The following is a 22081-nucleotide window of genomic DNA, read 5'->3' on the forward strand; positions in this document are numbered from 1 at the left end:
CTCCTACGCCGAGTCCGACGCCGACGCCGAGTCCGACGCCGACGCCGCCGACGCCGACGCCGGTGCCCGAGCCCGAGCCGGTGCCGCCGGGAACGCCGGAGGGCGTGCGCGGGACTCCCGGTGCCCGCCCGCCCGGAACGCTCGCCTACGACGCCCCGGCGACGGCGGTCTACGTCTCTCCCGCGGGAGTCGACGGAGCCTCGGGAACCAAGAACTCACCCGTCAAGACGGTCGCTGCCGCGCTGCGCGTCGTTCCGAACGGAGGGACGATCGTCCTGCGCGGCGGTTCCTACCACGAGGAGATCGTGGTGCCCGCGCAGAAGCGGGTCACGATCCAACCGGCACCGAACGAGTCGGTCTGGCTCGACGGTGCGAAGCCGGTCACGGGGTGGAAGGCCTCGGGACGCACGTGGATCGTCGACGGCTGGAACACGGCTCTCGACGCCAGTCCGACATACACCAAGGGGGCGCCGGACAATACTCAGGCCGAGTGGCGCTTCGTCGATCCGGCCCACCCGATGGCCGCACACCCCGACCAGGTCTGGGTCGCCGGGGTGCAGCTGCGGGAGGTGGCCTCCGCATCGCAGGTCTCGGACGGCACCTTCTTCGTCGATGATGCGGCCAAGCGCCTCGTGATCGGAACGAACCCCACGGGCGCATCCGTCGAGGCGAGCGTGCTTACGCAGGCTCTGTCGATCCGCTCGGCAGGCAGCGAGGTGCGTGGAATCGGCGTGCGCCGCTACGCCACCAGCGTTCCGCAGATGGGCACCGTGATCGCGGCAGCCCCGAACGTCGCGCTCACCGACGTGACCATCCGCGACAACTCGACCACGGGCTTCTACTCGTGGGCCCCCGGGACGACGCTGACCCGCGTGTCGCTGATCGGGAACGGCCTGCTCGGAGGAGGGGCTTCGCAGGCGGACGGGCTCAGAGTGACCCAGATGCTCTCGGTGGGCAACAACATGGAGCACTTCAACGATTCCCCGGTCTCCGGCGCCTTCAAGGTCACGCGGACTCGCGGGGTGACGGTGACGGACAGCGCATTCACCGGCAACGACGGACGAGGACCGTGGTTCGACGAATCGGTGCTCGACATCGCGTTCACAGGCAACGACGTGATCGGCAACACCGGCCACGGCGTCATGGTCGAACTGTCGGAGCGGGCCGTGGTGGCCGACAACGTCATCGCCCGAAACGGCGAGTTCGGGCTGTTCGTGCTCAATTCCGGCAATGTGAAGATCTGGAACAACACCTTCGTCGGCAACGGCAACCGGAACATCAGCATCGGGATGGATGCCCGACGCGCGTCCGACCCGAACACGCCCGGCCACGACCCGCGCACACGGTACGCGCCACAGGCCTCCTGGATCGTGCGCAACGTCGTGATGTCGAACAACGTCATGGCAGAGAGCGCCGGAAACTGCCTGGTCTGCGTGCAGGACTTCTCCATGCAGTACACCGGGTCCCAGATGGTGTCGAGCATCAACGGGAACCTCTACCAGCGCACATCGCCGGGGACGCCCCGATGGTTCTCCGCGTGGTCGAAGGGATCGGTCTCCAGGGACCCCGCCGTGAGCGATACGCTCGCCGGGTTCACGGCCACGACGGGTCAGGACCGTCGTTCGCAGTTCATCGAGGGTGCTCCGGTCATCGATGGCTCCTTCGCGCTGCTTCCGCCGTTCGCCGCCGCCCAGGGCTCTGTTGCCGTCCCGGTGCCGTCTGATATCGCCTCAGTATCACGACTCCCCGGCAACAGCACGACGCTGGGGGCCCTGCCCCGGTGACGATGTAAGTATGGGCTCTCTTCTCGCCGTCGGCGCGCGTGCGCTGACGATGGTCATCGCGCTGGTCTGTGGCGTACTCACGACCCGGATGATCATCGGCGGTGCCGGCGTCGACAGCTTCGCCCTGTACACGCTGCTGACGACGATCCCCTCTCTGCTCACGTTCACCGACCTCGGCAGCGGGGCGGTTCTGGTCAACGCGGTCGCGACGAGCGAGAACGTGCGCACAGACGAGAAGCTTCGATATCAGCTCACATCGGTCGGTCGCGTTCTGCTGATGTTCGCGGCGACGGCGATGGCGATCAACACGATCCTCGTGCTCACCGGAGCCTGGGAGCTGGTGTTCGGCGAAGCAGGCGGTCGCCCCGGCGCTTCGCTGGCCGCGTTCTACTGCGTCACCATCTTCTGCCTCGGCATCCCCCTCGGGGTCTGGGCGCGGATCATGCTGGGGCAGCGCCGCAACCACATCGTCATCCTCCTCCAGGGCCTGATCTCACCCCTGACCATGACCGGTGTCTGGCTGATGCTGACGTTCGGCGGTGAGAACCTTCACTCCTTCGTCGCCATCGCCTCCTTCGCGGCCTCCTTCATCGTCTCGCTGCTCGGCATCCTCATCACGGCGCGCACGACATCCCCCCTGATTCCCGCAGCTGCGCGGATGGTCCTGCGCCCTCGGCGGTATCCGGGAGTCCGGGTGATGGACGTGGGGTGGCCGATGCTGGCGCAGATGGTGACCTATCCCATCGCCGTGGGCTCCCAGCGGTACGTGATCGCCCAGCTCGGTGGTCCCACCGATGTGGCGGAGTACGGAGTAGCGGGACAGGTCTTCTTCGCGCTCAACGGACTGGTGATGGCGGGTGGTCTCGCGCTCTGGCCCCATTTCGCGAAGAGTCGCCACGACGGCGATCTCCGGCGCGGACCGTTCCTGCTGTCGGTCCTGTTCGCGTCCGCCATCGCCGTCGCGACCGTGATGGTGTGGCTCGTCGGTCCGTGGCTGTTCGGCTTCATCACGCAGGGTGAGCTCACCGTGCGGCCGAGCACGATCTTCGCGTTCGGTCTGATGATCATGATGACCGCGGCGGTGTACCCCCTGGGCATGTTCATCATGGACAAGCCGGGAATCCGCTTCCAGGTGATCCCCACGCTGAGCATGGCCGCCGTCGGCATCACGCTCTCGTTCGTGCTGACCCCGGTGCTGGGGATCGCGGGACCGTTGATCGGCGTCGCCTTCGCGCTCGTCGTCTGCCAGCTGATCCCGTTCTCGGTCTACATCGTCCGGAACAAGAAGCGGCTGACGGTCGGAGATCTCGACCCGGTGTAGTCCGATCCGGGCGGATCGCCGCCGGACGCCGTGTGTCGGCGGCCGTCAGCGCAGGACGTGCGCTGTGATGCTCGAGCGGTAGACGGCGGGAGCGTGTCGACGGAGTGCCTCTGCGCGGCTGTCCGCGACGCTCGAGACCATCTCGTCCCAGCGGGTGTCGATATCGGTCAGAGCCGTTGCGATGGAGTCGGGGTCTCCGGCGGTGACGAGCTGCGCAGTGCCGTAGCCGCCTGCTGCTTCCCGAAGACCGCTGCTGTCGCTGGCGATCACGGGGCGCAGGGCGAGGATCCCCTCGACGGCGGTGTTCCCGAAGGGCTCGTCGATCCGCGAGGGGACGAGGAGCACATCGGTCCTCTCCAGGAACGGCCAGATGTCGGTGTGGAACCCGGCGAAGTCGACGGAGACCCCGGCATCGGCTGCCTGTGCCCGCAACTCGGCCTCGAACCACTCGTAGCCTTCGAAGACTGCGCCGAGAAGGGTCACGTCCACAGCGCGTCCGGCGGCGTGCAGTCGGGAAGCCGCCTCGATCACGAGATCGGGCCCCTTGCGAGGGGAGAGACGTCCGATGTAGAGCACACGGAGCGGCCCGTCGGTGCGGGGGCGGGGCGATACCGGATGCGGGGGAGAGGCGACGCCGTTGTAGACGACGTGTGAGCGCCGGGCGAGGGCGGGCAGCGCGGCGTGGATCGTGTCCAGACTGAATCGGCTGTTCACCAGGGTGCGGTGGGAGGCCAGGTGCGGGGAGTAGAGGATGCCGTTGACGAGCCGGTTTCCCGAAGCCTCGGCCTCATGGACGTGGCTCACCGTTCGGATGCCCCGCAGCCGGGCGATCAGCGGCCATTCGGGGATGATGATCGTCGACACGTAGACGACGTCCGGGCGTAGGTGGCCGAGCAGGCGCCACGCGGCACCGAGGCCACGGAAGGTGTCACGGAAGAGTTTGGGCAGCCCTCGGGGCGTCAGGAGGACCTTGCGCAGCACGAGCATCGGGACGATGACGACCTCGACCCCGGCAGCACGCAGTTCCTTCACGAGGAGCCCGGAGCTCGGAAGCGCGACGACGACGCGCGCCCCGGACTCGACCAGGCCGATCGCGCTCTCCAGAAGCATGCGGTCGGAACCGAACAGCTCGGCACCCGGATGCACGAGCAGGACGGTGCGCTGCCCTCCGTTGCCGCTCATGAGCCGTCCGCTCCGGCGTCCGCCGCGGCGGGAGCGGGGGCCCAGTCCGTCTGTCGGCGACGTGCTCGTCGCGCCGATGGGTGGATGGTCGCACGCTCGGCGATCCGATGCGCGAGCGTTTCGTACTCGTCCGCGACGTCGTCCCAGCGGAACCGGGTGCGGGCGATCTCCCGCACCGCCGTGCCCCGTGCCGCGGCGAACGCCGGATCGGCCTCGGCCGCCACGACGTGCGCAGCGACATCGGCGGCGTCGGCGAAGAACCACCCGTTGCCGTCGAGTACTTCGCGGTTGAAGGGAACGTCGAAGCCGATCACGGCGGTCCCGGCCCCCATGGCCCGAAGGAGCGAGGGATTGGTCCCGCCCACGGAATGTCCGTGTACGTAGGTGAGCGCATTCGCGTACAGCGCGTCGAGCAGTTCCTGGTCGTACACGCCACCGACGAGGCGGATCCGTTCGTCGCCATCGGCCACGCGCTGTATCTCCTGGGTGTATCCCGCGCTGTACGGCGCGGAGCCCACGACCACGAGAGGGAGCTTCGCGTCGCTGTCGCGGTAGCCCTCCACGATCTCCAGCACGTGATTCTCCGGCTCGAACCGCGCCACGACGAGGTGATAGCCCTTCGTGCTGAGCCCCATCTCGGCCACGCTGCGTTCGGGAAGCTCGTCGAGGATGGGGGCGCCGTAGCGGATGAGTTCGGTGGGCACACCGAACTGGTGCCGGTAATAGTCGGCGATCCCCGGCGCATCGGCGATCAGAGCGTCTGCCGTGCGTACCCCGAACTGCTCGGCCCAGCGGTAGTAGGCCTTGCCTCGTGGCCCCCATTTGGAGCGTCGCCATTCGAGACCGTCCATGTGCAGCGCGACCGGTGCACGACGCAGCCGGAAGAGGGGCAGGAACGGCGAGTTGGCCGCGTTGAAGACGAACGTCGCGTCGGGACGCCGGCGGAACACGAGGTGCAACGCCGACAGCCCGGTGTGGCTCAGCGTCTCGATCTGCTTCACGGGGACGGCAGGAAGATGCACGACCCTCATGCCGAGGTACTCCTTCTCACGCCGCTCGGAGCCGCGGGTGTACACGACGACATCGTGTCCTCGGTCCGCGAGTCGGCGTCCGACCTCTTCGATGGCGGTTTCGAAACCGCCGTAGGCCGCGGGCACTCCTCGGGTCCCCACCATCGCGATGGTGAGGCGGTTCGAATTGCTCATCCGATCAGTATGCCCCGCTGGGCTGCACCATGACCTTGGCGGTACGCCACATGATCTGCAGGTCGTTCATCACGGACCAGTTCTCGACGTACCGCAGGTCGAGGCGGACGCTCTCATCCCAGGAGAGGTCGCTTCGCCCGGAGACCTGCCACAGACCGGTGATGCCGGGCTTGATGTAGAGGCGCCGGAAGACGGTGCCGTCGTAGTCGGTGACCTCGCTGGGCAGCGGCGGGCGCGGCCCGACCACACTCATGTCGCCGATGAGGACGTTCCAGAACTGCGGCAGCTCATCGAGAGAGAGTTTGCGCAGAACCTTGCCGACGCGGGTGACGCGCGGGTCGTCCTTCATCTTGAAGAGGAGCCCGGCGCCCTGGTTCTGTTCCTTGAGGGCGGCGAGCTGCTTCTCGGCATCCGTCTTCATCGATCGGAACTTGACTATCTTGAAGCGGCGACCGTCACGGCCGACGCGCTCCTGGAAGAAGAAGACCGGACCGGGGGAGTCCAGTTTGATGAGCACGGCGAGCACGGGAGCCAGCAGACCGATCGGGATCAGCGCCAGCGTCGCCACGGCGACGTCCAGTGCACGCTTCAGGAGGTGCTGGCCGCCTTCGTAGGTGGGGATCTGCACCTGGATCAGCGGCAGGCCCTCCACCGGGGCGAAGGAGATGCGGGGACCCGCCACATCGGTGAGTCGGCTGGACAGCACGAGTTCGGCAGCGGTCCCTTCGAGCTGCCAGCTCAGCTGCTTGACGAACTCGGGCTCACCCTCGGGGCGGCTCGCCACGATGATCGTGTCTGCACCGACTTCGGCCGCGACCGACGACACGGAGTTCACGTTCCCCAGAACCGGGAACCTCGTGTCGTCGATCACGATGTCGCGCGCGTTGCCGTCGAGCAGCGTCGCGCCGACCACCTTGTAGCCGGATGCGCCGATCGGGTGCAGCGTCCGGACCACATACTCCACGTCGTCCCTGTTGCCGACGACGAGAGTGCGGGAGGCGAACCTCCCCTGGGAGCGCTGCTTCTGCAGCCAGTGGCGCCACAGCCACCTGGTCACCAGAAGAGTCAGCACACCGACGGGCAGCCCCAGCAGCAGCGTCAGTTGCATCGACTTCCATGCGAGCAGGACCGCCACGATGGCGATGATCCCGAAGGCGAGTCCCGAGGCGTGCACGACGCCCCGATACTCGGTGGCACTAGCGCGGAACAACGCGGCGTCCCGCGTGTGCATCGCGCTGAGCATGAGGTACCACAGCGCGGCGAGCGGAATGCCGTCGCGCATGACCTCGAGCCCGGAGACGCCGGAGGCCAGCTGGACCGCTGCCGTCAGACCGAGCGCGAACAGGATGACAGCTGCATCCGTCGTCCGCAGACGCATCCGATAGCGACGCTCCCACTGACGGCGTCTTTCCAGAGTCGCCGAAGCACGCGGTGTGACCACCGTGCGCGTCACCGACTTGGCAGCTCGCGGAGCCGCGACCGGCACGAAGCCCGTCCGAGCGATGCTCAGAGCATCCTCGACGGAAGTCATGCCGAGGCCTCGTGAGCCGTGAATGTACGCAAAAATCCCCAGTGCGACATGTGTTTCCCCAGTTTCCCCAGACCATGAACCCCACGTTCACGGCATTCGTCTGCGTCCCGACCCCTCGGGTCCTGCTGAAACTCTCCGTGATTCCCACATCACGGAGTGCGTTCTCACCGTCCCACACGGTGAGCGCTGACAGCAGGCACTGCAGACCTGATCCACTGTAGCGGAACATCGTCGCCACGGGAAGGTAATTCTGGTGAATGGACGAACGGGGGCGGCGAGGAGCGCCTGGTCGGGGGCTATCCTGTCGCGGTGACCGCGAACACCGACACTCCACGCTTCCAGCTCCGAACGATGCTGCCGCGCGACCCTTCTCAGCCGCATCGCACCGCGAGCCCGCTCGAACTCTTCTTCGATCTGGTCTTCGTCGTGGCGGTGAGCATCGCCTCCGCACAGCTGCACCATGCCCTCAGCGAAGGAGATTTCCTGCACGGGGTCACCTCCTACGCGATGCTGTTCTTCGCGATCTGGTGGGCCTGGATGAACTTCACCTGGTTCGCCACGTCGTTCGACACCGATGACTGGCTCTATCGCGTCACGACGTTCGTGCAGATGGGAGGAGTCCTCGTCTTCGCCGCCGGCATCCCCGCGGCGTTCAATGAGAGCGACTTCACCATCCCGGTACTCGGGTATGTCGTGATGCGGGTGGCGATGGTGGCGCAATGGCTGCGAGCGTCACGATCGGCCGGTGAACTGCGTTCGGCGACGCGCCGGTACGCTTTCGGCATCGCCGCGGTCCAGGTGCTGTGGATCCTGTTCCTCCTGATCCCGGCGGGACCGCTGCAGTTCGCCGCCTTCGTGGTCTTCGCCCTGATCGAGATCAGTGTTCCGGTGTTCGCCGAATACCGGAGGCAGACGCCGTGGCATCCGCACCACATCACCGAGCGTTACGGGCTGTTCACGTTGATCGTGCTCGGTGAGAGCCTTCTCGCATCCGCGAACGCCATCATCGATGCGCTTCACGAGGTCGAGAGTCTCGGCCCGCTGATCGCGATCTCCGTCCTCACGCTCGTGGTCACGGCGTCGTTGTGGTGGATCTACTTCTGGCCCCCGCATCACCGTGCGATCACGAGCTTCGGCCGCTCGCTGCGCTACGGCTATACGCACTATTTCGTCTTCGCCGCCGCGGCGGCCTTCTCGGCCGGGATCGAGGTCGAGATCGACGTGCTGACCGGGAAGAGCCACCTGTCGAACCTCGCGGCCTCGTTCACGGTGACGATCCCGATCGCGATCTTCCTCGTGGGCATCTGGTGGATCGCGATCCGCCAGAACGCCGATCGCGTGGTGAACACGGTCGTTCCTCTCGGTGCCCTGCTGGTGCTGCTCGATCCGGTGCTGCCCATCCCCGTCACCCTCACCGCGCTCGTCCTTGTCGTCGTCGTGGTGGTGCTGGTGCTTCATCCTCCCGTGGAGTCCACGCGCATGGACCCCACGCGCATAGACAGGGCATAGCGCCGGCAGAGGGTTCTGATCGGAAGCTCCGCGACGCTGGGGGACACGCACCAGACGCCCGTCGACGAGGAGACAGATCATGAGCATCCCGGAACCCACCCAGACCCCTGACGGTCCCGCCTACGAGGGGCGTCTGCTCGACCGTGTGGACGAGGAGGTGGTCGATCAGGGGGCAGCCTTCGACATCCGTACGCTGCTGAGCCGGCGCGGGGTGCTCGGACTCGCGGGGATCGGGCTCGGCGCCGTCGTCCTCGCGGCCTGCGCGCCGGCGGCATCGGGCGGATCGACGAGCGCCGCCACGCCGAGCGCGACCGCGGGGACTTCCAGCGGCGATGTCGCGGGCGTGGGTGAGATCCCCGACGAGACGGCGGGCCCCTACCCCGGCGACGGCTCGAACGGCCCCGACGTGCTGGAGGACGCGGGGATCGTCCGTCAGGACATCCGGTCGTCGATCGACGGCGGGGCGACGGCAGACGGCGTTCCGCTCACGTTCGAGTTGCAGGTGCTCGATCTCGCGAACGGGGGAGTGCCCTTCGCCGGAGTCGCGGTGTACGCGTGGCACTGCACGGCGCAGGGTGGGTATTCGATGTACTCCTCCGGCCTGGAGGACGTGACGTACCTGCGCGGCGTGCAGGTGGCGGATGCGGACGGCAGGGTCTCGTTCACCTCGGTGTTCCCGGGATGCTACTCGGGGCGCTGGCCCCACATCCACTTCGAGGTGTATCCCGACGTCGGGTCGATCACCGATTCGACCGCGGCCATCGCCACGTCGCAGCTGGCGCTCCCGGAGGCGGCGTGCAGGGATGTCTACGCCGAGGCCGCTTACGACGGATCCGCGAGGAACCTCGCGCAGATCACGTTGGCGAGCGACAACGTCTTCGGTGACGATTCCGCTGCGCTGCAGCTGGCCGCGGTCACCGGAAGCGTGCGGGATGGGTATGCGGCCACCCTCGTGGTGGGTGTCGACACCGCGACTGCTCCGGCGACGAGCGGAGGGCAGGGTGGTCCCGGCGGTGGGGGACAGCCGCCGTCGAACTGAGCAGCGAACGGCGATGAGAGGCCCGTGGCATCGATCTGCTATAGTTATCGTGCAGCGTGTGTGCATCGCCCCTCTCGGCCGCCACGTCGCCACTGATCAGGGCCATTACGGACCGCGCACATCGATGCGTGCGGAATCCGCCCTCGGTCTCACATCTTGCGGAGCGCCCACGCGTGTCCGCCACACAGCAATGAGCATCACCATGAGCACCACCACCTTTCCCCCGTCCGACCCGTTGACCTGGAAGCAGGCCGACACCGATGTGCACGTCGCGACGCGCGACGGCGAGTTCGCCGGCTTCGTCGAGTTCGATGGCACTGCGCACCTCGTGCGCGACAACCACGGCGCCGAGCTCGGCGTCTTCGACACGCTCGACGACGCCTTCCGCGCGCTCGAAGACGCGATCCGTTCCGAGCGGCGCGGATCCGTCTTCCCGACGATCGTGCCGCGCGCCTGGCGTCGCCGGACCCGCCGCGCTCGCGCCTGAGCGTGGCGGGAACCCCTGCACGCCCGCCCGTGACTGGGGGCTCGACGAGAGGTTCCGATGTATTCCCTGACGCGTATAGAGCTAGGGCTACTGTGAGGTAAGCGTTGGGCAGCTGCCTTGGGCTTTCACAGCTCAAGGGCTCCGATCGTCAGGAGAAGATCATCTCCATCACACAGATCGAACCGACCGCGGCAACGCTGGGTCCGATTCGTCAGACATATTCCGGCAACGCGGACTTCCCTCCCATGGCGAAGGCGTACAAGCAGGTTTCGCAGGTCGTCAAGGAGACCGGGCTGCTTCAGCGCACCCAGTGGTTCTACATCTTCGTGGCCACCGGTATCGCTGTGGCGCTCGGCGGCCTCATCACCGGCTTCATCCTGCTCGGTGACAGCTGGTTCCAGTTGCTCATCGCCGCGGGCCTCGGCATCGTCCTCACGCAGATCGCGTTCCTCGGCCACGAAGCCGCCCATCGTCAGATCCTCTCCACGGGGCCGGCGAACTTCAAGCTCGCCCGCATCGTGATCGCCAGCATCGGCATGAGCTACTCCTGGTGGGATTCGAAGCACACCAAGCACCACGGCAACCCGAACCAGGTCGGCAAGGACCCCGACATCGAGGTCGACACGATCTCGTTCCTCGAAGAAGACGCCGCGAAGGCGAAGGGCCTGATCAAGCTGATCACTCGCAAGCAGGGGTGGCTGTTCTTCCCGCTGCTGACGCTCGAGGGGCTGAACCTCCACTTCCTCGGGCTGAAGTACCTCACGACGACGAAGAACGTCAAGGGACGCTGGACCGAGCTCGGCATCATCGCGCTGCGGTTCGCCCTCATCCTGGTGCCCGTGTTCATGATGCTCCCGCTCGGAATGGCCTTCGCCTTCATGGGCGTGCAGTTCGCGGTGTTCGGCGTCTACATGGGCGCCGCGTTCGCGCCGAACCACAAGGGCATGCCGATCATCGAGCCCGGCGCCCGTCTCGACTTCTTCACCAAGCAGGTCCGCACCTCCCGCAACATCAGCGGCGGATGGTGGACGACCTGGCTCATGGGCGGGCTGAACTACCAGGTGGAGCACCACCTCTTCCCGAGCATGCCGCGACCGCACCTGGCGAAGGCGCGCGAGATCGTGCGCGACTACTGCGCGGCGAATGACGTGCCGTACACGGAGACCAGCCTCGGCCGCTCGTACATGATCGTGATCGAGTACCTGAACCGCGTCGGACTGTCTGCCGGCGCCGATCCCTTCGACTGCCCGGCAGTCGCACAGTTCGGCCGGGCATAGCCCCCGATCTCACCGGGCCCTGATCAGCCCGGGGACGACAGAGGCGCGAGCAGGAATTCCTGCTCGCGCCTCTGTCGTGTGTGCGTCTACTTGGAGGACTTCTTCTTGGTCTCCACCACGTCGATCGTGATCTTCTCGAGAGGGCGATCGTCGTCGAGCTCGTCTTCGAGCACCTCGTCACCGAGGAATGTCTCCTCCGGCGTCTCGGCTACGGCGACCTGGTCGGCGACCTCTGCAGGCGCTGCGGTGACGGGTGCATCCGCTCCGGTGAGCTCCGTCGGCAGTGCCTCGTCGGAGAAGATGCCGTCGGGGCGGATCAGCTCGCGCACCTCGGCCATGAAGCTCGACAGCTGCTGCTGCTGCCACCGCAGCTGACGGGTGCGGTCCTCTGCGTCGTGCAGTACCGCCGTGGTGTGGCCGGTGACCGAGTCGACGATCTTCTGCGCCTTCGCGCGAGCGCGCTCGAGGGTCTCGCGCGCACGGACCTGGGCTTCGGCCTCGATCGCCTGCGCCTGCGAGCGGGTCAGACGCTCGTAGTCCTCGGCGCGTGCCGAGATGCGCTGGGCATGCTCGAGCGATGCGGTGACCTGCTCGTTCGCGTCATTGGTGATGCGCTCGGCGTGTGCCACAGCCTGATTGTGCAGCACGAGGAACTCCTGCTGCGCATCGTCTTGACGGCGGGTGAGGGTCTCCTCGAATTCCAGCACGCGCGCGTTCATGTCGCGGACGTCGCGCTCGGCGTCGGCACGCAGCTGGGTGGTCTCGCGCGTGACGAGGGAGCGCAGCGCGGCCGCGCCCTTCTCGGCTTCCGTGCGGATCGCCGTGGCCTCCTGCGCCGCCTGGTTCACCTTCTCCGCTGCGTGTGCGGCTTCGCGCTCGATGCGCGCTTCGTGTGCCGTGTACTCGGTGTCCATCTTCAGGCGCACCTGGTCGGCGTCGCGCTGCGCCTGGGCGGTGATCCGCTCGGCGTCGGCCTCGGCTTCGGCACGCTGCGCGGCCACCTCCTCACGGGCGGAGGTCATCAGGCGGTCGGCCTGCACCGCCGCGTTCTGGATGAGGACGTTCGCCTGTTCTTCGGCGACCCGCAGGATCGCCTCGAACTGCTGACGGGACGGTGCCTCTTCACCGTCGGGCTGCGGGGCATCGACGAGCTCGGACGTCAGGGTCGCGACCTGCTGCTCGGCGTCCAACGCCTTGACCTTGGCGGCAGTCAGCTCACTTTCGAGGGCCTCACGGGCCTTGCGCTCCTCTTCACGCACGGCTTCGACGGCGTCCTCTTCACGGGCCTGCGCCTCGGCGACGTCGGCGGCGGCCTGCTTGAGCTGATTGCGAAGGGTCGCCAGCGCGGCGTCGACCTCTGCCTTGTCATAGCCGCGGAAGCCGACGGTGAAGGCGCCCTGCTGGTCGCGCGGGGTGGTCTCGATCAGCTGATCGAAGAAGTCCGGGGAGCGCTCGCCATCGCGGTCGGCGGTTCCGGGGGATTCGCTCATGGTTCTAGCCTTTCTGGCGTGGTCACACCGGGAGCGGCGGCTCCGTCCCGACAGTCGGGACCGTGTGGACCGGAGGAGGTCGTCAGGGCGCACGCCACCACCGTGACCCGGCGGAGCCCGGCGGGCAGGGCGCGCTCCCCAGCCTAGTTGCGTCGGCTGTGAGTTGCGCGCCCGTCTTCTGCTCCCGCGGGCGGAGACGGAGATCGCGGTGCCGGGCAGGTCACGTGTCGCGCATCCAGCGCGCGTTCCGGTCGTCGAGAGGGTCGCCGCGTGTGTACCGGACAGGTGGTCCGTCGGCGACCGAGATCCCCTGGGCTCGTGCCGCGGACGCGATGCGCTCCCGCAGATCGACCCAGGGCTGCACCGTCTGCGGAAAACCGAAGTACTCATGGAACGTCTCGATCTGCAGCCGGGTGCCTTCGGCGACGGGGATGAGGCGCACGACGGTGTCGTCCGGCTCGACGAACCGGATGCCGTAGGCGCCGTCATCGCGGATGACGTACTCCCGCTCCTTCTCCACCATCGCCGACGCCACGATCTCGCGAGCACGACCTTCGGGCGCCTGGATCACCAGCGTGGTGCCGAGCACGCCGAGGGCTGTGTCGAGCCGGTCCGAGGCGAACCTCTTCCCCGCTCTCGCACCGGCTTCGGAGGCGCCCCGGCTGAAGCGTTTCCTCAGGAGCGGGCCGCCGACGATCAACGCGAGGATCGGCAGGCCGAGAAGGAGGTAGGGGGCGGGGTCCACGGGCACAGCGTATCCGGATCCGCGTGTGCTCCGGTGCGGTCGGGGAGCGACGTCAGACGGGGGTGACCAGGTGGTCGAGGACCAGCTCGCCCGAGGCATTGAGGGCCTGCATCATCTCCGCGATCAGCCGGGGGTCGATGGGCGGCTGCTCCGCCGCGTCGTACCCGAACTGGAGCGGGATCGCCGGGTGGATCCAGACGGTGGCGCGCTTGTCGACGCCGTCGGTGACGGGACGCCACGTCATCATGAAGCTCTCCTGGCGGCGGAGCTTCGTCGAGATGACGATCTTCAGGTGCGCCAGCGTCGCGTCCTCGATGAGGATCGGATCGGAAGTCCCGTCGTAGCGCAGTCTGCCCATGAGAGCACGCTACACCGCGCGCGTACTGCCTCTTCTGAGGTCTGTGCGCAACCCCCTCTGCGAGAGGTGATCCCCTCGATACCGTCGCAGCATGACGACAGCGGAGTGACAACGAGTGGAGGGCAAGGTGCAGACGATGGCGCGGACGCGGATTGCGCTCAACGAATCGGAGTTCTTCCTGGCCCAGGGTCAGGACGTCGCCGAGCTGAGAGAGCGCATGGAAGAGGCGATGCGCGCCGGCGGAGGGTTCGTCGAATTCGTCGTGGTGGGCAATCGATCGGTCAGCGTGCTCATCACCGCGGCGACCCAGGTCGTGATCTCGGTCGAGACGGTGGAGTTCGACGCGCGCGACACCGGCGACAGTGCGGTGCCGTACGGCGGCGAGTACGACTTGCTGTGAGCGTGCGAGAGGAGACCGGCGCCCCGACGACGAAGGACCGTGCCGGGCGTATCGTGGGCGCATGACCGGCCCCACCTTCGAGGAGATCGCGGCCGAACTCTATGCCGGGCCCCTCGAGGCGTTCGTGTCGTCGCGCAAAGCCCGCGCCGCCGAGGCCGACGCGAGCCTCGCGCCGCGGATCCTCGCGCTGCGCAAACCGTCGATCGCCGCCTGGGTGGTGAACGTGTTCGCGCAGGAGCGCGCTGTGCAGCTCGGGGAGGCTCTCACGCTGGCCCGGGAGCTCCGCGAAGCGCAGGAGGACCTGGACGCGGTGGCATTGGCGAAACTCGGCCGAGAGCGTCGCGCGCTGACGCGGAAGCTCGCCCAGGCCGCGGGGGAGTTGGCTTCCTCCAGGGGAGAGCGCGTCACGCCCTCGACACTCGACGCGGTCGAGCAGAGCATCTCCGCGGCCTTCTACGATCCGGGGGCGGCCGCGGCCGTCGCCTCCGGGCGGTTGTCGCGTGCGTTGGAGCCGTCCGCGACGCCGGACGACATCCGTGACGCCGTGTCGGGGGACGTGCCCGAGCTGCCGCCTGTCTCCGCGCCGCCAGCGGACGAACTGCAAGCACGTCGCGCGCGCCGAGACGCGGAGCACGCGGTCGCCGCCGCGGAGAAGGACCATACATCGGCTGAACGCGAGCTGACACGGCGAGAGGAAGCGGTGTCGGAGCTGCGTGCCCGCCGGGATGGACTCAGCGAGCATGTGTCAGACCTCGAGACCCAGCTGGCCCGAGCTCGCGCCGACCTCGTCAAGGTCGAGCGCGAAATTCCGGAAGCGGAGCAGGGTCATTCCGAGGCGGCAGCGCGGGCGGAAGCCGCTGCCGATGCTCTGGACCGCGCCCGGAAGGCGAAGGACGCGCTCTGATCAACCGCGTCCTCCGGTCGGGACGCAGCGTCGGGATGTGCCCGATCGCTCGGCGGCCGGGTAGGAACACCCCGGGGGGAGCGGCGTAGAAACCGTGTCTCATCAGGGCAAAGCAAAACCCCCGCCATGTAGAAGCTAGGCGAGGGTTTCTGGGCTGATTGTAATGATCAGCCGTGTGGCTCCGACCGGCATCGATCCGGTGACCTTTCGATTTTCAGTCGAACGCTCTACCAACTGAGCTACAGAGCCGCGCGACCGGCGAACCTGTCGCGTCCTAGACGAAGAGCCCTCTCCGAAGAAAGAGCTCATCGCACGGAGCGACCCTGACGGGACTTGAACCCGCGACCTCCGCCGTGACAGGGCGGCACGCTAACCAACTGCGCTACAGGGCCATACTTGTTTTCAATTATATCGGAAGGTGTGACCCCAACGGGATTCGAACCCGTGCTACCGCCGTGAAAGGGCGGCGTCCTAGGCCGCTAAACGATGGGGCCGAGTCAGTCCCGGGGGACTTCCTTGCCGACGCTCAAGCATAAGGGATGTTTCGGGCAAATCGCGAATCGAGGGCGCGGCGCCGCAACCCGGGCGTGTTTCGGGGGGACGATCGACGTGTCGGGAGTGGACGTAGACGCCGTGATGCCCCCTGGTGCGGATGTGAAAGTTGTTGTTAGTGTGGCAACTGTGAAACCGGCGGAAGGGGCCGTGTGAACGACAAGATCACGCTGGATGCAGCAGTCGCTGCGGCATCCGAGGACTGCGGCTGCGCGCCCAGCCCGACAGAACGTCGCGCGTTCGGCAAGAACGGCATCAGCCGTCGTGGAGCCCTCGGCATCGGCGCGCTCGGTGTCGTCGCGCTGAGCGCCTTCGGCATCACCAACGGTGTCTCCGCCGCCTATGCCGCCTCGTACCCGAGCTGGGACGACGTGCAGCGCGCGAAGAACAACGAGGCGGCCAAGGCCGCCGAGGTCTCACGCATCGAGGGGCTGATCCAGTCGCTCACGCAGAAGGTGGCCGAGACCCAGGCCGCGGCCAAGGCCGCGTCCCAGGAGTTCTACGACGCGCAGCAGGCCTACTTCGCTGCGGCCACCGAAGCGGACTCCATGCAGGCGAAGGCCGACGAGCAGGCCGAAGTGGCCGACAGCTCCGCACGCAAAGCGGGCCAGGTCGCCGCCCAGCTCTACCGCAACGGCGGCGACGACACGTCGATGGAGCTGTTCTTCGCCGGATCGGCGAGCAACGCCGATGAGCTGCTCGCGCGCCTGGGCACGATGGACAAGCTCCTCGAATACAACCAGTCGGTCTACGACAAGGCTGTCGCGGCGCGCAACTCCGCGCAGTCCCTCAGCGATCAGGCCGTCGTCGCGCGGAACGAGCGCGACCGGCTGCAGAAGGTCGCCGAAGAGAAGATGGTCGCGGCTCAGCAGGCGGCGGATGCGGCTCAGGCCGCTCTTGATGAGCAGTCGGCGAACCTCGCCACGATGCAGGCGCAGCTCGCCGCTCTCAAGGACACGACCACCCAGACGGTCGCCGGCTACCAGGCCGGTGTCGAAGCCGAGGCGAAGGCTCGTCGCGAACGCGAAGCCGCCGAGCGCGCTGCGGCTGCGGCCGCAGCAGCTGCGGGTGGTGGCGGCGGTGGCGGTGGCGGCGGTGGCGGAAGCCAGGGCAGTGGCGGCTGGTGCCGCCCGCACGGCGGAGGAAAGAGCTCGGGATACGGGCCCCGTTCCGTGCAGTGCGGCTCCCAGGGCTGCTCCTCCTCGTTCCACTACGGCACCGACTTCGCCAACGGCTGCGGCTCGCCGATCTACGCCGCGAATTCGGGAACGGTCGACTATGCCGGCCCGAACAGCGGATACGGCAACTACATCCGGATCCAGCACGGCGGCGGCATCGGGACCGGCTACGCACACATCCGCGACGGCGGCATCCTCGTCCGTTCGGGACAGAGGGTCAACTCCGGCCAGGTCATCGCCTACGCGGGGAACACGGGCCGCTCGTTCGGTTGCCACCTGCACTTCGAGGTCTACGTCAACGGCGGCCCCGTGAACCCCGTGGCCTTCCTCGGGGCACGCGGAGTGTCCGCCTGAGCAGCTCTCACCTCTGTACGACGAAGACCCCCGGCCGCTGAGCGGAACCGGGGGTCTTCTTCGTGCAGGCGGAGGGGTCAGTGGCCCTGCTCGCCGAAACGGACGATCGCCTCGTCGAGGATGCGCTGCGCCTCGGCGGCGTTGCCCCACTCGTCGACCTTGACCCACTTGTTCGGCTCGAGGTCCTTGTAGTGCTCGAAGAAGTGCGAGATCTCCTTCTTCGTGTACTCGGCGATGTCGTCGATGTCCTGGATGTGCGCCCAGCGGGGATCCTTCGAGAGCACGGCGACGAGCTTGTCGTCTCCGCCGGCCTCATCGCTCATCTTGAGCACGGCAACGGGGCGGACCTCGACGACGACACCGGGGTAGATGGCGTGGTCGAGCAGCACGAGCACGTCGAGCGGGTCGCCATCCTCGCCGAGGGTGTTGTCGAAGTAGCCGTAGTCGGCGGGGTAGCCGAAGGTCGTGTAGAGCACGCGGTCGAGGTGCACTCGTCCGGTCTCGTGGTCGACCTCGTACTTCACGCGGCTGCCGCGCGGAATCTCGATGACGGCGTCGTGTGCGCCCATGCGTGTGCTCCTCAGGAAAAGTTCGGTTGGATACCGCGGACTAGCCTACCCGCGGCGCTCGCACGCCCGGGGGCCGGCGTGCTCAGGACCCTGCGTCGACGGTCGGCACGTCGTCGTCATTCGATCGTCTGCGGAACAGACGATTCAGCAGTCGGCTCATCGGGTCGCTCAGGAGCAGCAGGAAGAGACCGGCGTATCCGTTCGGCGAGGCGGCGACCGCGATGACGAGTGCGGCGGCGAACAGGATGATCGCCGCGAGGTCGCCGATCGCCCCCAACCGGATGGTCTCGGTCGACACCTCGCCGAGTTCGGGATGACGCGCCAGGTAGAGCCAGCCGGCGAGGGTGGTGACCTGGGTCATGATCAGCGTGCCGATGTACACCACGGCCTGCAGCGCGTCGGTGTCCATCTGGCCGATCATCGCGGTGGGGACCGGCAACCAGACGATCGTGGCCATCCACGCGACGTTTATCCACAACAGCGGTCCGGTGATCCGCTCCACGTCCCGGTACTGGCGGTGGTGTCCCATCCAGAACGTGGCGATGAGGAGGAAGCTCAGCCCGAAGCTCAGCAGCTGCCCCGAATGCTCGTCCAGGAACTCGGCCGTGCTCATGTGGCCGGATGCGGCCTCGGAGACCGACTCCATGAGGGGCAGGATGAGCAGCGTCATGGCGATCGCCACGACGGCGTCGACGAATGCCTTGAACCTCTCGGTCCGGAACGGACGTGTACGCGTGTTGTCGGTCACGGCGTCAGGATAGCCCCGCCGCAGCGCCGCATCGCCGTGCGCACGCGGATGGGAGGAGCGCCGAGCAGGGGAGTGCCCTAGCGTGGACGGGTGCCGTCACTTCCTCCCGCCATCGCCGAGATCCGCCTCGCCGTGCGCACAGCGCTCGCCGAACTCCCCGAAGGATCGACGGTCATCGTCGCCCTCTCTGGCGGCGCGGACTCGCTCGCGCTCGCCGCGGCCACCGCCTTCGAAGCACCCAAGCTCGGTATCCGTGCGGCGTCGTTGACGGTCGATCACGGCCTGCAGGACGATTCCGCGGAGGTCGCCTCCGGCGCAGCGCGTACGGCAGCCGAGCTGGGCCTCGACCCCCTGATCGTGCGCGTCGACGTCGCCGGAGAGGGAGGGCCCGAAGCCGCTGCTCGCGATGCCCGCTACGGCGTTCTTCGCGATGCGGCCATCGATGTCGGTGCCGCCGCGGTGCTGCTCGGGCACACCCTCGACGACCAGGCGGAGACAGTGCTCCTCGGACTCGCCCGCGGCTCCGGCGCCGCGAGCCTGCAGGGGATGGCGCCGGTGCGGGAGGACGACGACGGCGTGCGGTGGGTGCGCCCCCTGCTCGGGGTGCGCCGGGAGACGACGCGGGCATTCTGCGCGGCATCGGCCCTCGAACCCTGGGATGACCCGCACAACCTCGATGGCCGCTACGCGAGGGTCCGGGTGCGCGAGCGCGTGCTCCCCGTGCTCGAGGCCGAGCTCGGTCCCGGCATCGCCGAGGCCCTCGCCCGCACGGCAGAGCAGCTGCGGGAGGACGCGGAGGCGTTCGACGAGATGATCCACGAGACCATCGAGGACATCGTCGAGCACGCGGAGGCGGGGATCTCGGTCAGCGTGGCGGCGCTCGCCGCGAACCCGGCGGCGCTGCGCAACAGGATCATCCGCCTCGTCGTCGACAGCGAGTTCGGGGTGAGCTTGACGCGGGTGCAGACCATCGAGGTCGCGCGACTGGTGACCGACTGGAGCGGCCAGGGACCGATCGACCTCCCCGAGTGCTCGGTCGTGCGACAGGGCGGCCGCATCGTCTTCACGGCATCCGGTCGCTGAGCGCGTTTCGTCTCGGGCGCCTGTGGCGTCTTCGCGAGACGAAACGCGCTCAGCGCGGAAGCTCTCTACTTCTTGCCGCCGAAGAGGCCGCCGAGGATCCCTCCGAGGTCGATGCCGCCGCCGGCGGAGCCGTTGTTGCCACCGCCCAGCAACCCGCCGATCACGTCGCCGATGCCGCCGCCGGAGGAGCCGCCCTTGTCGCCGCCACCGAGGATGCCCCCGATGAGGTCACCGATGCCTCCCGAGCTCTCCGCGCCGGCATCCGCCTTCGCGGCCTTGTCCTTGCTCGCGTTCGCGATGAGACCCATCACGATGGGGGCGAGGATCGGCAGGAGCTTGCCGAAGTCGATGCCGGGTGTCGCCTTCGACTCGGTGAGCTCCTTCGTGACCTCCTTCTCCTTCGAACCGAGGATGTGCGCGACGATCTTGCCGCCGTCGGCCTGATCGATGTCGTCGACCTTCGCGGCGCCGGCGCTGCCCTCGTGCTTCTTCAGCGCGTTCTGGATCGCGGCCGAGCCCTCGTCGGTCCGGGCGTTCTGCGCGAGCCCGCCGAGCAGCACCGCACCGCCCTGCTCGACCGCGACCTTGGCCTCGTCCCGCGAGACGCCCAGCTTCTCGGCGATGTCGTCGATCGGCACCTGCCTGAGGATGTCGTCAAGAGCCATGGAGAATCCTTCCGTCGGGGCGTCCGCCCACATCACCGCTCACAGTAGTGCGGATGGCGCGGGAGGGGGAGATGCCTTCCCGCTCGACCCACCGGGACCGAGCATCCGATCGCGTCGCCTAAAATCGATCCATGCGCGCCGCGGAAATCCAGGACGACCTCACCAGCATTCTCGTCACAGAGGAGCAGATCCTCGCCAAGCTCGACGAACTCGCGGCACAGGTCGCAGAGGACTATGCGGGCAAGGACCTCGTCCTCGTCGGCGTCCTCAAGGGCGCGGTGATGGTGATGGCCGACTTCGCCAGGGCATTGCCCTTCCACGCACCGATGGACTGGATGGCGGTCTCGAGCTACGGTGCGAGCACCAAGTCCAGCGGTGTCGTGCAGATCCGCAAGGACCTCGACACCGACCTGAACGGCAAGCACGTGCTCATCGTCGAGGACGTCATCGATTCGGGCCTGACCCTCAGCTGGCTGCTGGAGAACTTCGGATCCCGCGGAGCCGAGTCGATCGAGGTGCTCGCCCTCCTGCGCAAGCCCGAGGCCGCGAAGGTCGTCATCGACTGCAAGTACGTCGGGTTCGACATCCCGACCGATTTCGTCGTCGGATACGGCCTCGACTACGACGAGCGCTACCGCAACCTGCGCGACGTCGCGGTGCTCGCTCCGCACGTCTACAGCTGACGACCGCGACGCGCTACGCCGTGGGTGAACGCACAGCGACCCCCTAGGGCGCGCGCGATACGCTGATCCGATCATGGATGTGAAGAAGCTCACCCGGAATCCGCTGATCTACGTCGCGCTGATCGGCGTGCTCCTGTTCGGCGGTTTCCTGCTGATCTCGAATCTGGGCGCGCCCAAGCAGATCACGACGCAGGAGGGGCTCAAGCTGCTCTCCGGCACGACGGTCACCGAGGTCGTGAACACCGACGGCGACCAGCGCGTGGACATGACGCTCTCGAAGCCCTTCAAGGGCTCGGAGGACGTGCAGTTCTACTACGTCGACGCCCGCGCCGACGAGGTGGTCAGCGCGATCAACGAGGCTGCTCCGAAGGACGGCTTCAACGACGCCGTTCCCCGTGCGACCTGGTTCGACGGCTTCCTCTCGCTCCTTCTTCCGCTGGTGCTGCTCGGCCTGCTGTTCTGGTGGCTCCTGTCGTCCATGCAGGGTGGCGGCGGCAAGGTCATGCAGTTCGGCAAGTCCAAGGCCAAGCTCGTCAACAAGGAGACCCCCACGGTCACCTTCGCCGATGTCGCCGGTGCCGACGAGGCCATCGAAGAACTCCATGAGATCAAGGAGTTCCTCCAGGACCCCGCGAAGTTCCAGGCCATCGGCGCCCGCATCCCGAAGGGCGTGCTGCTGTACGGCCCTCCCGGAACCGGCAAGACGCTCCTCGCCCGCGCCGTCGCCGGCGAGGCAGGCGCCCCGTTCTACTCCATCTCCGGTTCCGACTTCGTCGAGATGTTCGTCGGCGTCGGCGCCTCTCGCGTGCGCGACCTCTTCGGCCAGGCCAAGGAGAATGCGCCCGCCATCATCTTCATCGACGAGATCGACGCCGTCGGCCGCCACCGAGGCGCCGGCATGGGCGGTGGCCACGACGAGCGTGAGCAGACCCTGAACCAGCTCCTGGTGGAGATGGACGGCTTCGACTCCACCACCAATGTGATCCTGATTGCCGCCACCAACCGGCCCGACGTGCT

General features: G+C 67.6%; 21 protein-coding genes and 3 tRNA genes. 12 read left to right on the forward strand and 12 right to left on the reverse strand.

All coding sequences use genetic code 11. From position 1 onward, the window contains the following. A partial coding sequence (locus B2869_RS08350) for a right-handed parallel beta-helix repeat-containing protein (RefSeq protein WP_292764975.1) occupies positions 1-1784 on the forward strand: 1784 nt, incomplete at its 5' end. Between the two features lie 10 nt (positions 1785-1794). Then, the gene (locus B2869_RS08355; RefSeq protein WP_292764978.1) at positions 1795-3105 is read left to right on the forward strand and encodes a hypothetical protein; all 1311 of its coding nucleotides are present in this window, start codon (positions 1795-1797) and stop codon (positions 3103-3105) included. A 45-nt stretch (positions 3106-3150) separates the two neighbouring features. On the opposite strand, the gene B2869_RS08360 is transcribed toward B2869_RS08355, so the two are convergent. Genes B2869_RS08360 through B2869_RS08370 form a run of 3 tightly spaced genes read right to left on the reverse strand, consistent with a single transcriptional unit; the run spans position 3151 to position 7023 of the window. Next, entirely contained in the window at positions 3151-4287 is a 1137-nt protein-coding gene (locus B2869_RS08360; RefSeq protein WP_292764981.1) for a glycosyltransferase, read from the reverse strand. Continuing rightward, positions 4284-5492, reverse strand: a complete 1209-nt coding sequence (locus tag B2869_RS08365) for a glycosyltransferase (protein ID WP_292764984.1) — start codon at positions 5490-5492, stop codon at positions 4284-4286. Before B2869_RS08365 ends, B2869_RS08360 begins: the two co-directional genes overlap by 4 nt. 4 nt (positions 5493-5496) lie before the next feature. Continuing rightward, positions 5497-7023: a sugar transferase gene (locus B2869_RS08370; protein ID WP_292764987.1), complete on the reverse strand. Its 1527-nt coding sequence runs from the start codon at positions 7021-7023 to the stop codon at positions 5497-5499. A 351-nt stretch (positions 7024-7374) separates the two neighbouring features. Here B2869_RS08370 and B2869_RS08375 point away from each other — a divergent pair, with 351 nt between their 5' ends. From B2869_RS08375 to B2869_RS08390, 4 genes are all read left to right on the forward strand, one after another. Then, positions 7375-8532 (forward strand): low temperature requirement protein A, encoded by a 1158-nt coding sequence (locus B2869_RS08375; protein WP_029266282.1) that lies wholly within the window; start codon positions 7375-7377, stop codon positions 8530-8532. A gap of 79 nt (positions 8533-8611) precedes the next feature. Continuing rightward, positions 8612-9571 (forward strand): intradiol ring-cleavage dioxygenase, encoded by a 960-nt coding sequence (locus B2869_RS08380; RefSeq protein ID WP_292764990.1) that lies wholly within the window; start codon positions 8612-8614, stop codon positions 9569-9571. A gap of 202 nt (positions 9572-9773) precedes the next feature. After that, entirely contained in the window at positions 9774-10058 is a 285-nt protein-coding gene (locus tag B2869_RS08385) for a hypothetical protein (RefSeq protein ID WP_136025421.1), read from the forward strand. A 158-nt stretch (positions 10059-10216) separates the two neighbouring features. Next, on the forward strand, positions 10217-11335 hold the full coding sequence (locus B2869_RS08390; protein ID WP_315073595.1) for a fatty acid desaturase family protein: 1119 nt from the start codon (positions 10217-10219) through the stop codon (positions 11333-11335). A gap of 86 nt (positions 11336-11421) precedes the next feature. On the opposite strand, the gene B2869_RS08395 is transcribed toward B2869_RS08390, so the two are convergent. The 3 genes from B2869_RS08395 to B2869_RS08405 all read right to left on the reverse strand — a co-directional run bounded on the left by B2869_RS08395 (position 11422) and on the right by B2869_RS08405 (position 13928). Then, positions 11422-12825 (reverse strand): DivIVA domain-containing protein, encoded by a 1404-nt coding sequence (locus B2869_RS08395; RefSeq protein WP_292765000.1) that lies wholly within the window; start codon positions 12823-12825, stop codon positions 11422-11424. Positions 12826-13045: 220 nt separating this feature from the next. Beyond that, the gene (locus B2869_RS08400) at positions 13046-13570 is read right to left on the reverse strand and encodes a hypothetical protein (protein ID WP_292765003.1); all 525 of its coding nucleotides are present in this window, start codon (positions 13568-13570) and stop codon (positions 13046-13048) included. Positions 13571-13622: 52 nt separating this feature from the next. Then, positions 13623-13928: a hypothetical protein gene (locus B2869_RS08405; RefSeq protein ID WP_021198731.1), complete on the reverse strand. Its 306-nt coding sequence runs from the start codon at positions 13926-13928 to the stop codon at positions 13623-13625. Positions 13929-14064: 136 nt separating this feature from the next. On the opposite strand from B2869_RS08405, the gene B2869_RS08410 reads away from it, so the two are divergent. Together B2869_RS08410 and B2869_RS08415 are read left to right on the forward strand one after the other, a co-directional pair. Next, positions 14065-14328, forward strand: a complete 264-nt coding sequence (locus B2869_RS08410; RefSeq protein ID WP_292765007.1) for a hypothetical protein — start codon at positions 14065-14067, stop codon at positions 14326-14328. A gap of 61 nt (positions 14329-14389) precedes the next feature. Further along, positions 14390-15232 carry a transposase gene (locus tag B2869_RS08415; RefSeq protein ID WP_292765010.1) on the forward strand — a complete coding sequence of 281 codons (843 nt, stop codon included), beginning with the start codon at positions 14390-14392 and terminating at the stop codon, positions 15230-15232. Between the two features lie 176 nt (positions 15233-15408). On the opposite strand, the gene B2869_RS08420 is transcribed toward B2869_RS08415, so the two are convergent. The 3 genes from B2869_RS08420 to B2869_RS08430 all read right to left on the reverse strand — a co-directional run bounded on the left by B2869_RS08420 (position 15409) and on the right by B2869_RS08430 (position 15726). Beyond that, positions 15409-15481, reverse strand: a tRNA-Phe gene (locus tag B2869_RS08420). Positions 15482-15550: 69 nt separating this feature from the next. Next, a tRNA-Asp gene (locus tag B2869_RS08425) sits at positions 15551-15624 on the reverse strand. A 29-nt stretch (positions 15625-15653) separates the two neighbouring features. Then, positions 15654-15726 (reverse strand) — tRNA-Glu (locus B2869_RS08430). 210 nt (positions 15727-15936) lie between these two features. Here B2869_RS08430 and B2869_RS08435 point away from each other — a divergent pair. Next, entirely contained in the window at positions 15937-17316 is a 1380-nt protein-coding gene (locus tag B2869_RS08435) for a M23 family metallopeptidase (RefSeq protein ID WP_292765013.1), read from the forward strand. 77 nt (positions 17317-17393) lie between these two features. Here the strand turns inward: B2869_RS08435 and B2869_RS08440 are convergent, their stop codons facing one another. After that, entirely contained in the window at positions 17394-17885 is a 492-nt protein-coding gene (locus B2869_RS08440) for an inorganic diphosphatase (RefSeq protein WP_021198726.1), read from the reverse strand. Positions 17886-17967: 82 nt separating this feature from the next. Continuing rightward, the gene (locus tag B2869_RS08445; RefSeq protein ID WP_292765019.1) at positions 17968-18633 is read right to left on the reverse strand and encodes a TMEM175 family protein; all 666 of its coding nucleotides are present in this window, start codon (positions 18631-18633) and stop codon (positions 17968-17970) included. A gap of 90 nt (positions 18634-18723) precedes the next feature. Here B2869_RS08445 and tilS point away from each other — a divergent pair, with 90 nt between their 5' ends. Beyond that, a complete protein-coding gene (tilS, locus tag B2869_RS08450; RefSeq protein ID WP_292765022.1) occupies positions 18724-19716 on the forward strand; it encodes a tRNA lysidine(34) synthetase TilS in 993 nt (330 codons plus the stop codon). A 65-nt stretch (positions 19717-19781) separates the two neighbouring features. Here the strand turns inward: tilS and B2869_RS08455 are convergent, their stop codons facing one another. Further along, positions 19782-20381: a DUF937 domain-containing protein gene (locus B2869_RS08455; RefSeq protein WP_292765025.1), complete on the reverse strand. Its 600-nt coding sequence runs from the start codon at positions 20379-20381 to the stop codon at positions 19782-19784. A 131-nt stretch (positions 20382-20512) separates the two neighbouring features. On the opposite strand from B2869_RS08455, the gene hpt reads away from it, so the two are divergent. Both hpt and B2869_RS08465 read left to right on the forward strand, forming a co-directional pair. Next, on the forward strand, positions 20513-21064 hold the full coding sequence (hpt, locus tag B2869_RS08460) for a hypoxanthine phosphoribosyltransferase (RefSeq protein WP_021198722.1): 552 nt from the start codon (positions 20513-20515) through the stop codon (positions 21062-21064). A 73-nt stretch (positions 21065-21137) separates the two neighbouring features. Continuing rightward, positions 21138-22081, forward strand: a 944-nt coding sequence (locus B2869_RS08465; RefSeq protein WP_292765032.1) for an AAA family ATPase, incomplete at its 3' end; no start/stop codon positions are given.

This window comes from Microbacterium sp. UBA3486 (genome assembly GCF_002377845.1).
GTDB lineage: Bacteria > Actinomycetota > Actinomycetes > Actinomycetales > Microbacteriaceae > Microbacterium > Microbacterium maritypicum_A.

Bases quoted from the DNA above. Each gene is read 5' to 3' on its own strand.
- B2869_RS08405 (WP_021198731.1), bottom strand. From the start codon at position 13,928: ATGGGCAGACTGCGCTACGACGGGACTTCCGATCCGATCCTCATCGAG.
- B2869_RS08385 (WP_136025421.1), top strand. From the start codon at position 9,774: ATGAGCACCACCACCTTTCCCCCGTCCGACCCGTTGACCTGGAAGCAG.
- B2869_RS08455 (WP_292765025.1), bottom strand. From the start codon at position 20,381: ATGGCTCTTGACGACATCCTCAGGCAGGTGCCGATCGACGACATCGCC.
- B2869_RS08380 (WP_292764990.1), top strand. From the start codon at position 8,612: ATGAGCATCCCGGAACCCACCCAGACCCCTGACGGTCCCGCCTACGAG.
- B2869_RS08360 (WP_292764981.1), bottom strand. From the start codon at position 4,287: ATGAGCGGCAACGGAGGGCAGCGCACCGTCCTGCTCGTGCATCCGGGT.
- B2869_RS08375 (WP_029266282.1), top strand. From the start codon at position 7,375: ATGCTGCCGCGCGACCCTTCTCAGCCGCATCGCACCGCGAGCCCGCTC.
- B2869_RS08410 (WP_292765007.1), top strand. From the start codon at position 14,065: ATGGCGCGGACGCGGATTGCGCTCAACGAATCGGAGTTCTTCCTGGCC.
- B2869_RS08355 (WP_292764978.1), top strand. From the start codon at position 1,795: ATGGGCTCTCTTCTCGCCGTCGGCGCGCGTGCGCTGACGATGGTCATC.
- B2869_RS08395 (WP_292765000.1), bottom strand. From the start codon at position 12,825: ATGAGCGAATCCCCCGGAACCGCCGACCGCGATGGCGAGCGCTCCCCG.
- B2869_RS08415 (WP_292765010.1), top strand. From the start codon at position 14,390: ATGACCGGCCCCACCTTCGAGGAGATCGCGGCCGAACTCTATGCCGGG.
- B2869_RS08365 (WP_292764984.1), bottom strand. From the start codon at position 5,492: ATGAGCAATTCGAACCGCCTCACCATCGCGATGGTGGGGACCCGAGGA.
- B2869_RS08440 (WP_021198726.1), bottom strand. From the start codon at position 17,885: ATGGGCGCACACGACGCCGTCATCGAGATTCCGCGCGGCAGCCGCGTG.
- hpt (WP_021198722.1), top strand. From the start codon at position 20,513: ATGCGCGCCGCGGAAATCCAGGACGACCTCACCAGCATTCTCGTCACA.
- B2869_RS08370 (WP_292764987.1), bottom strand. From the start codon at position 7,023: ATGACTTCCGTCGAGGATGCTCTGAGCATCGCTCGGACGGGCTTCGTG.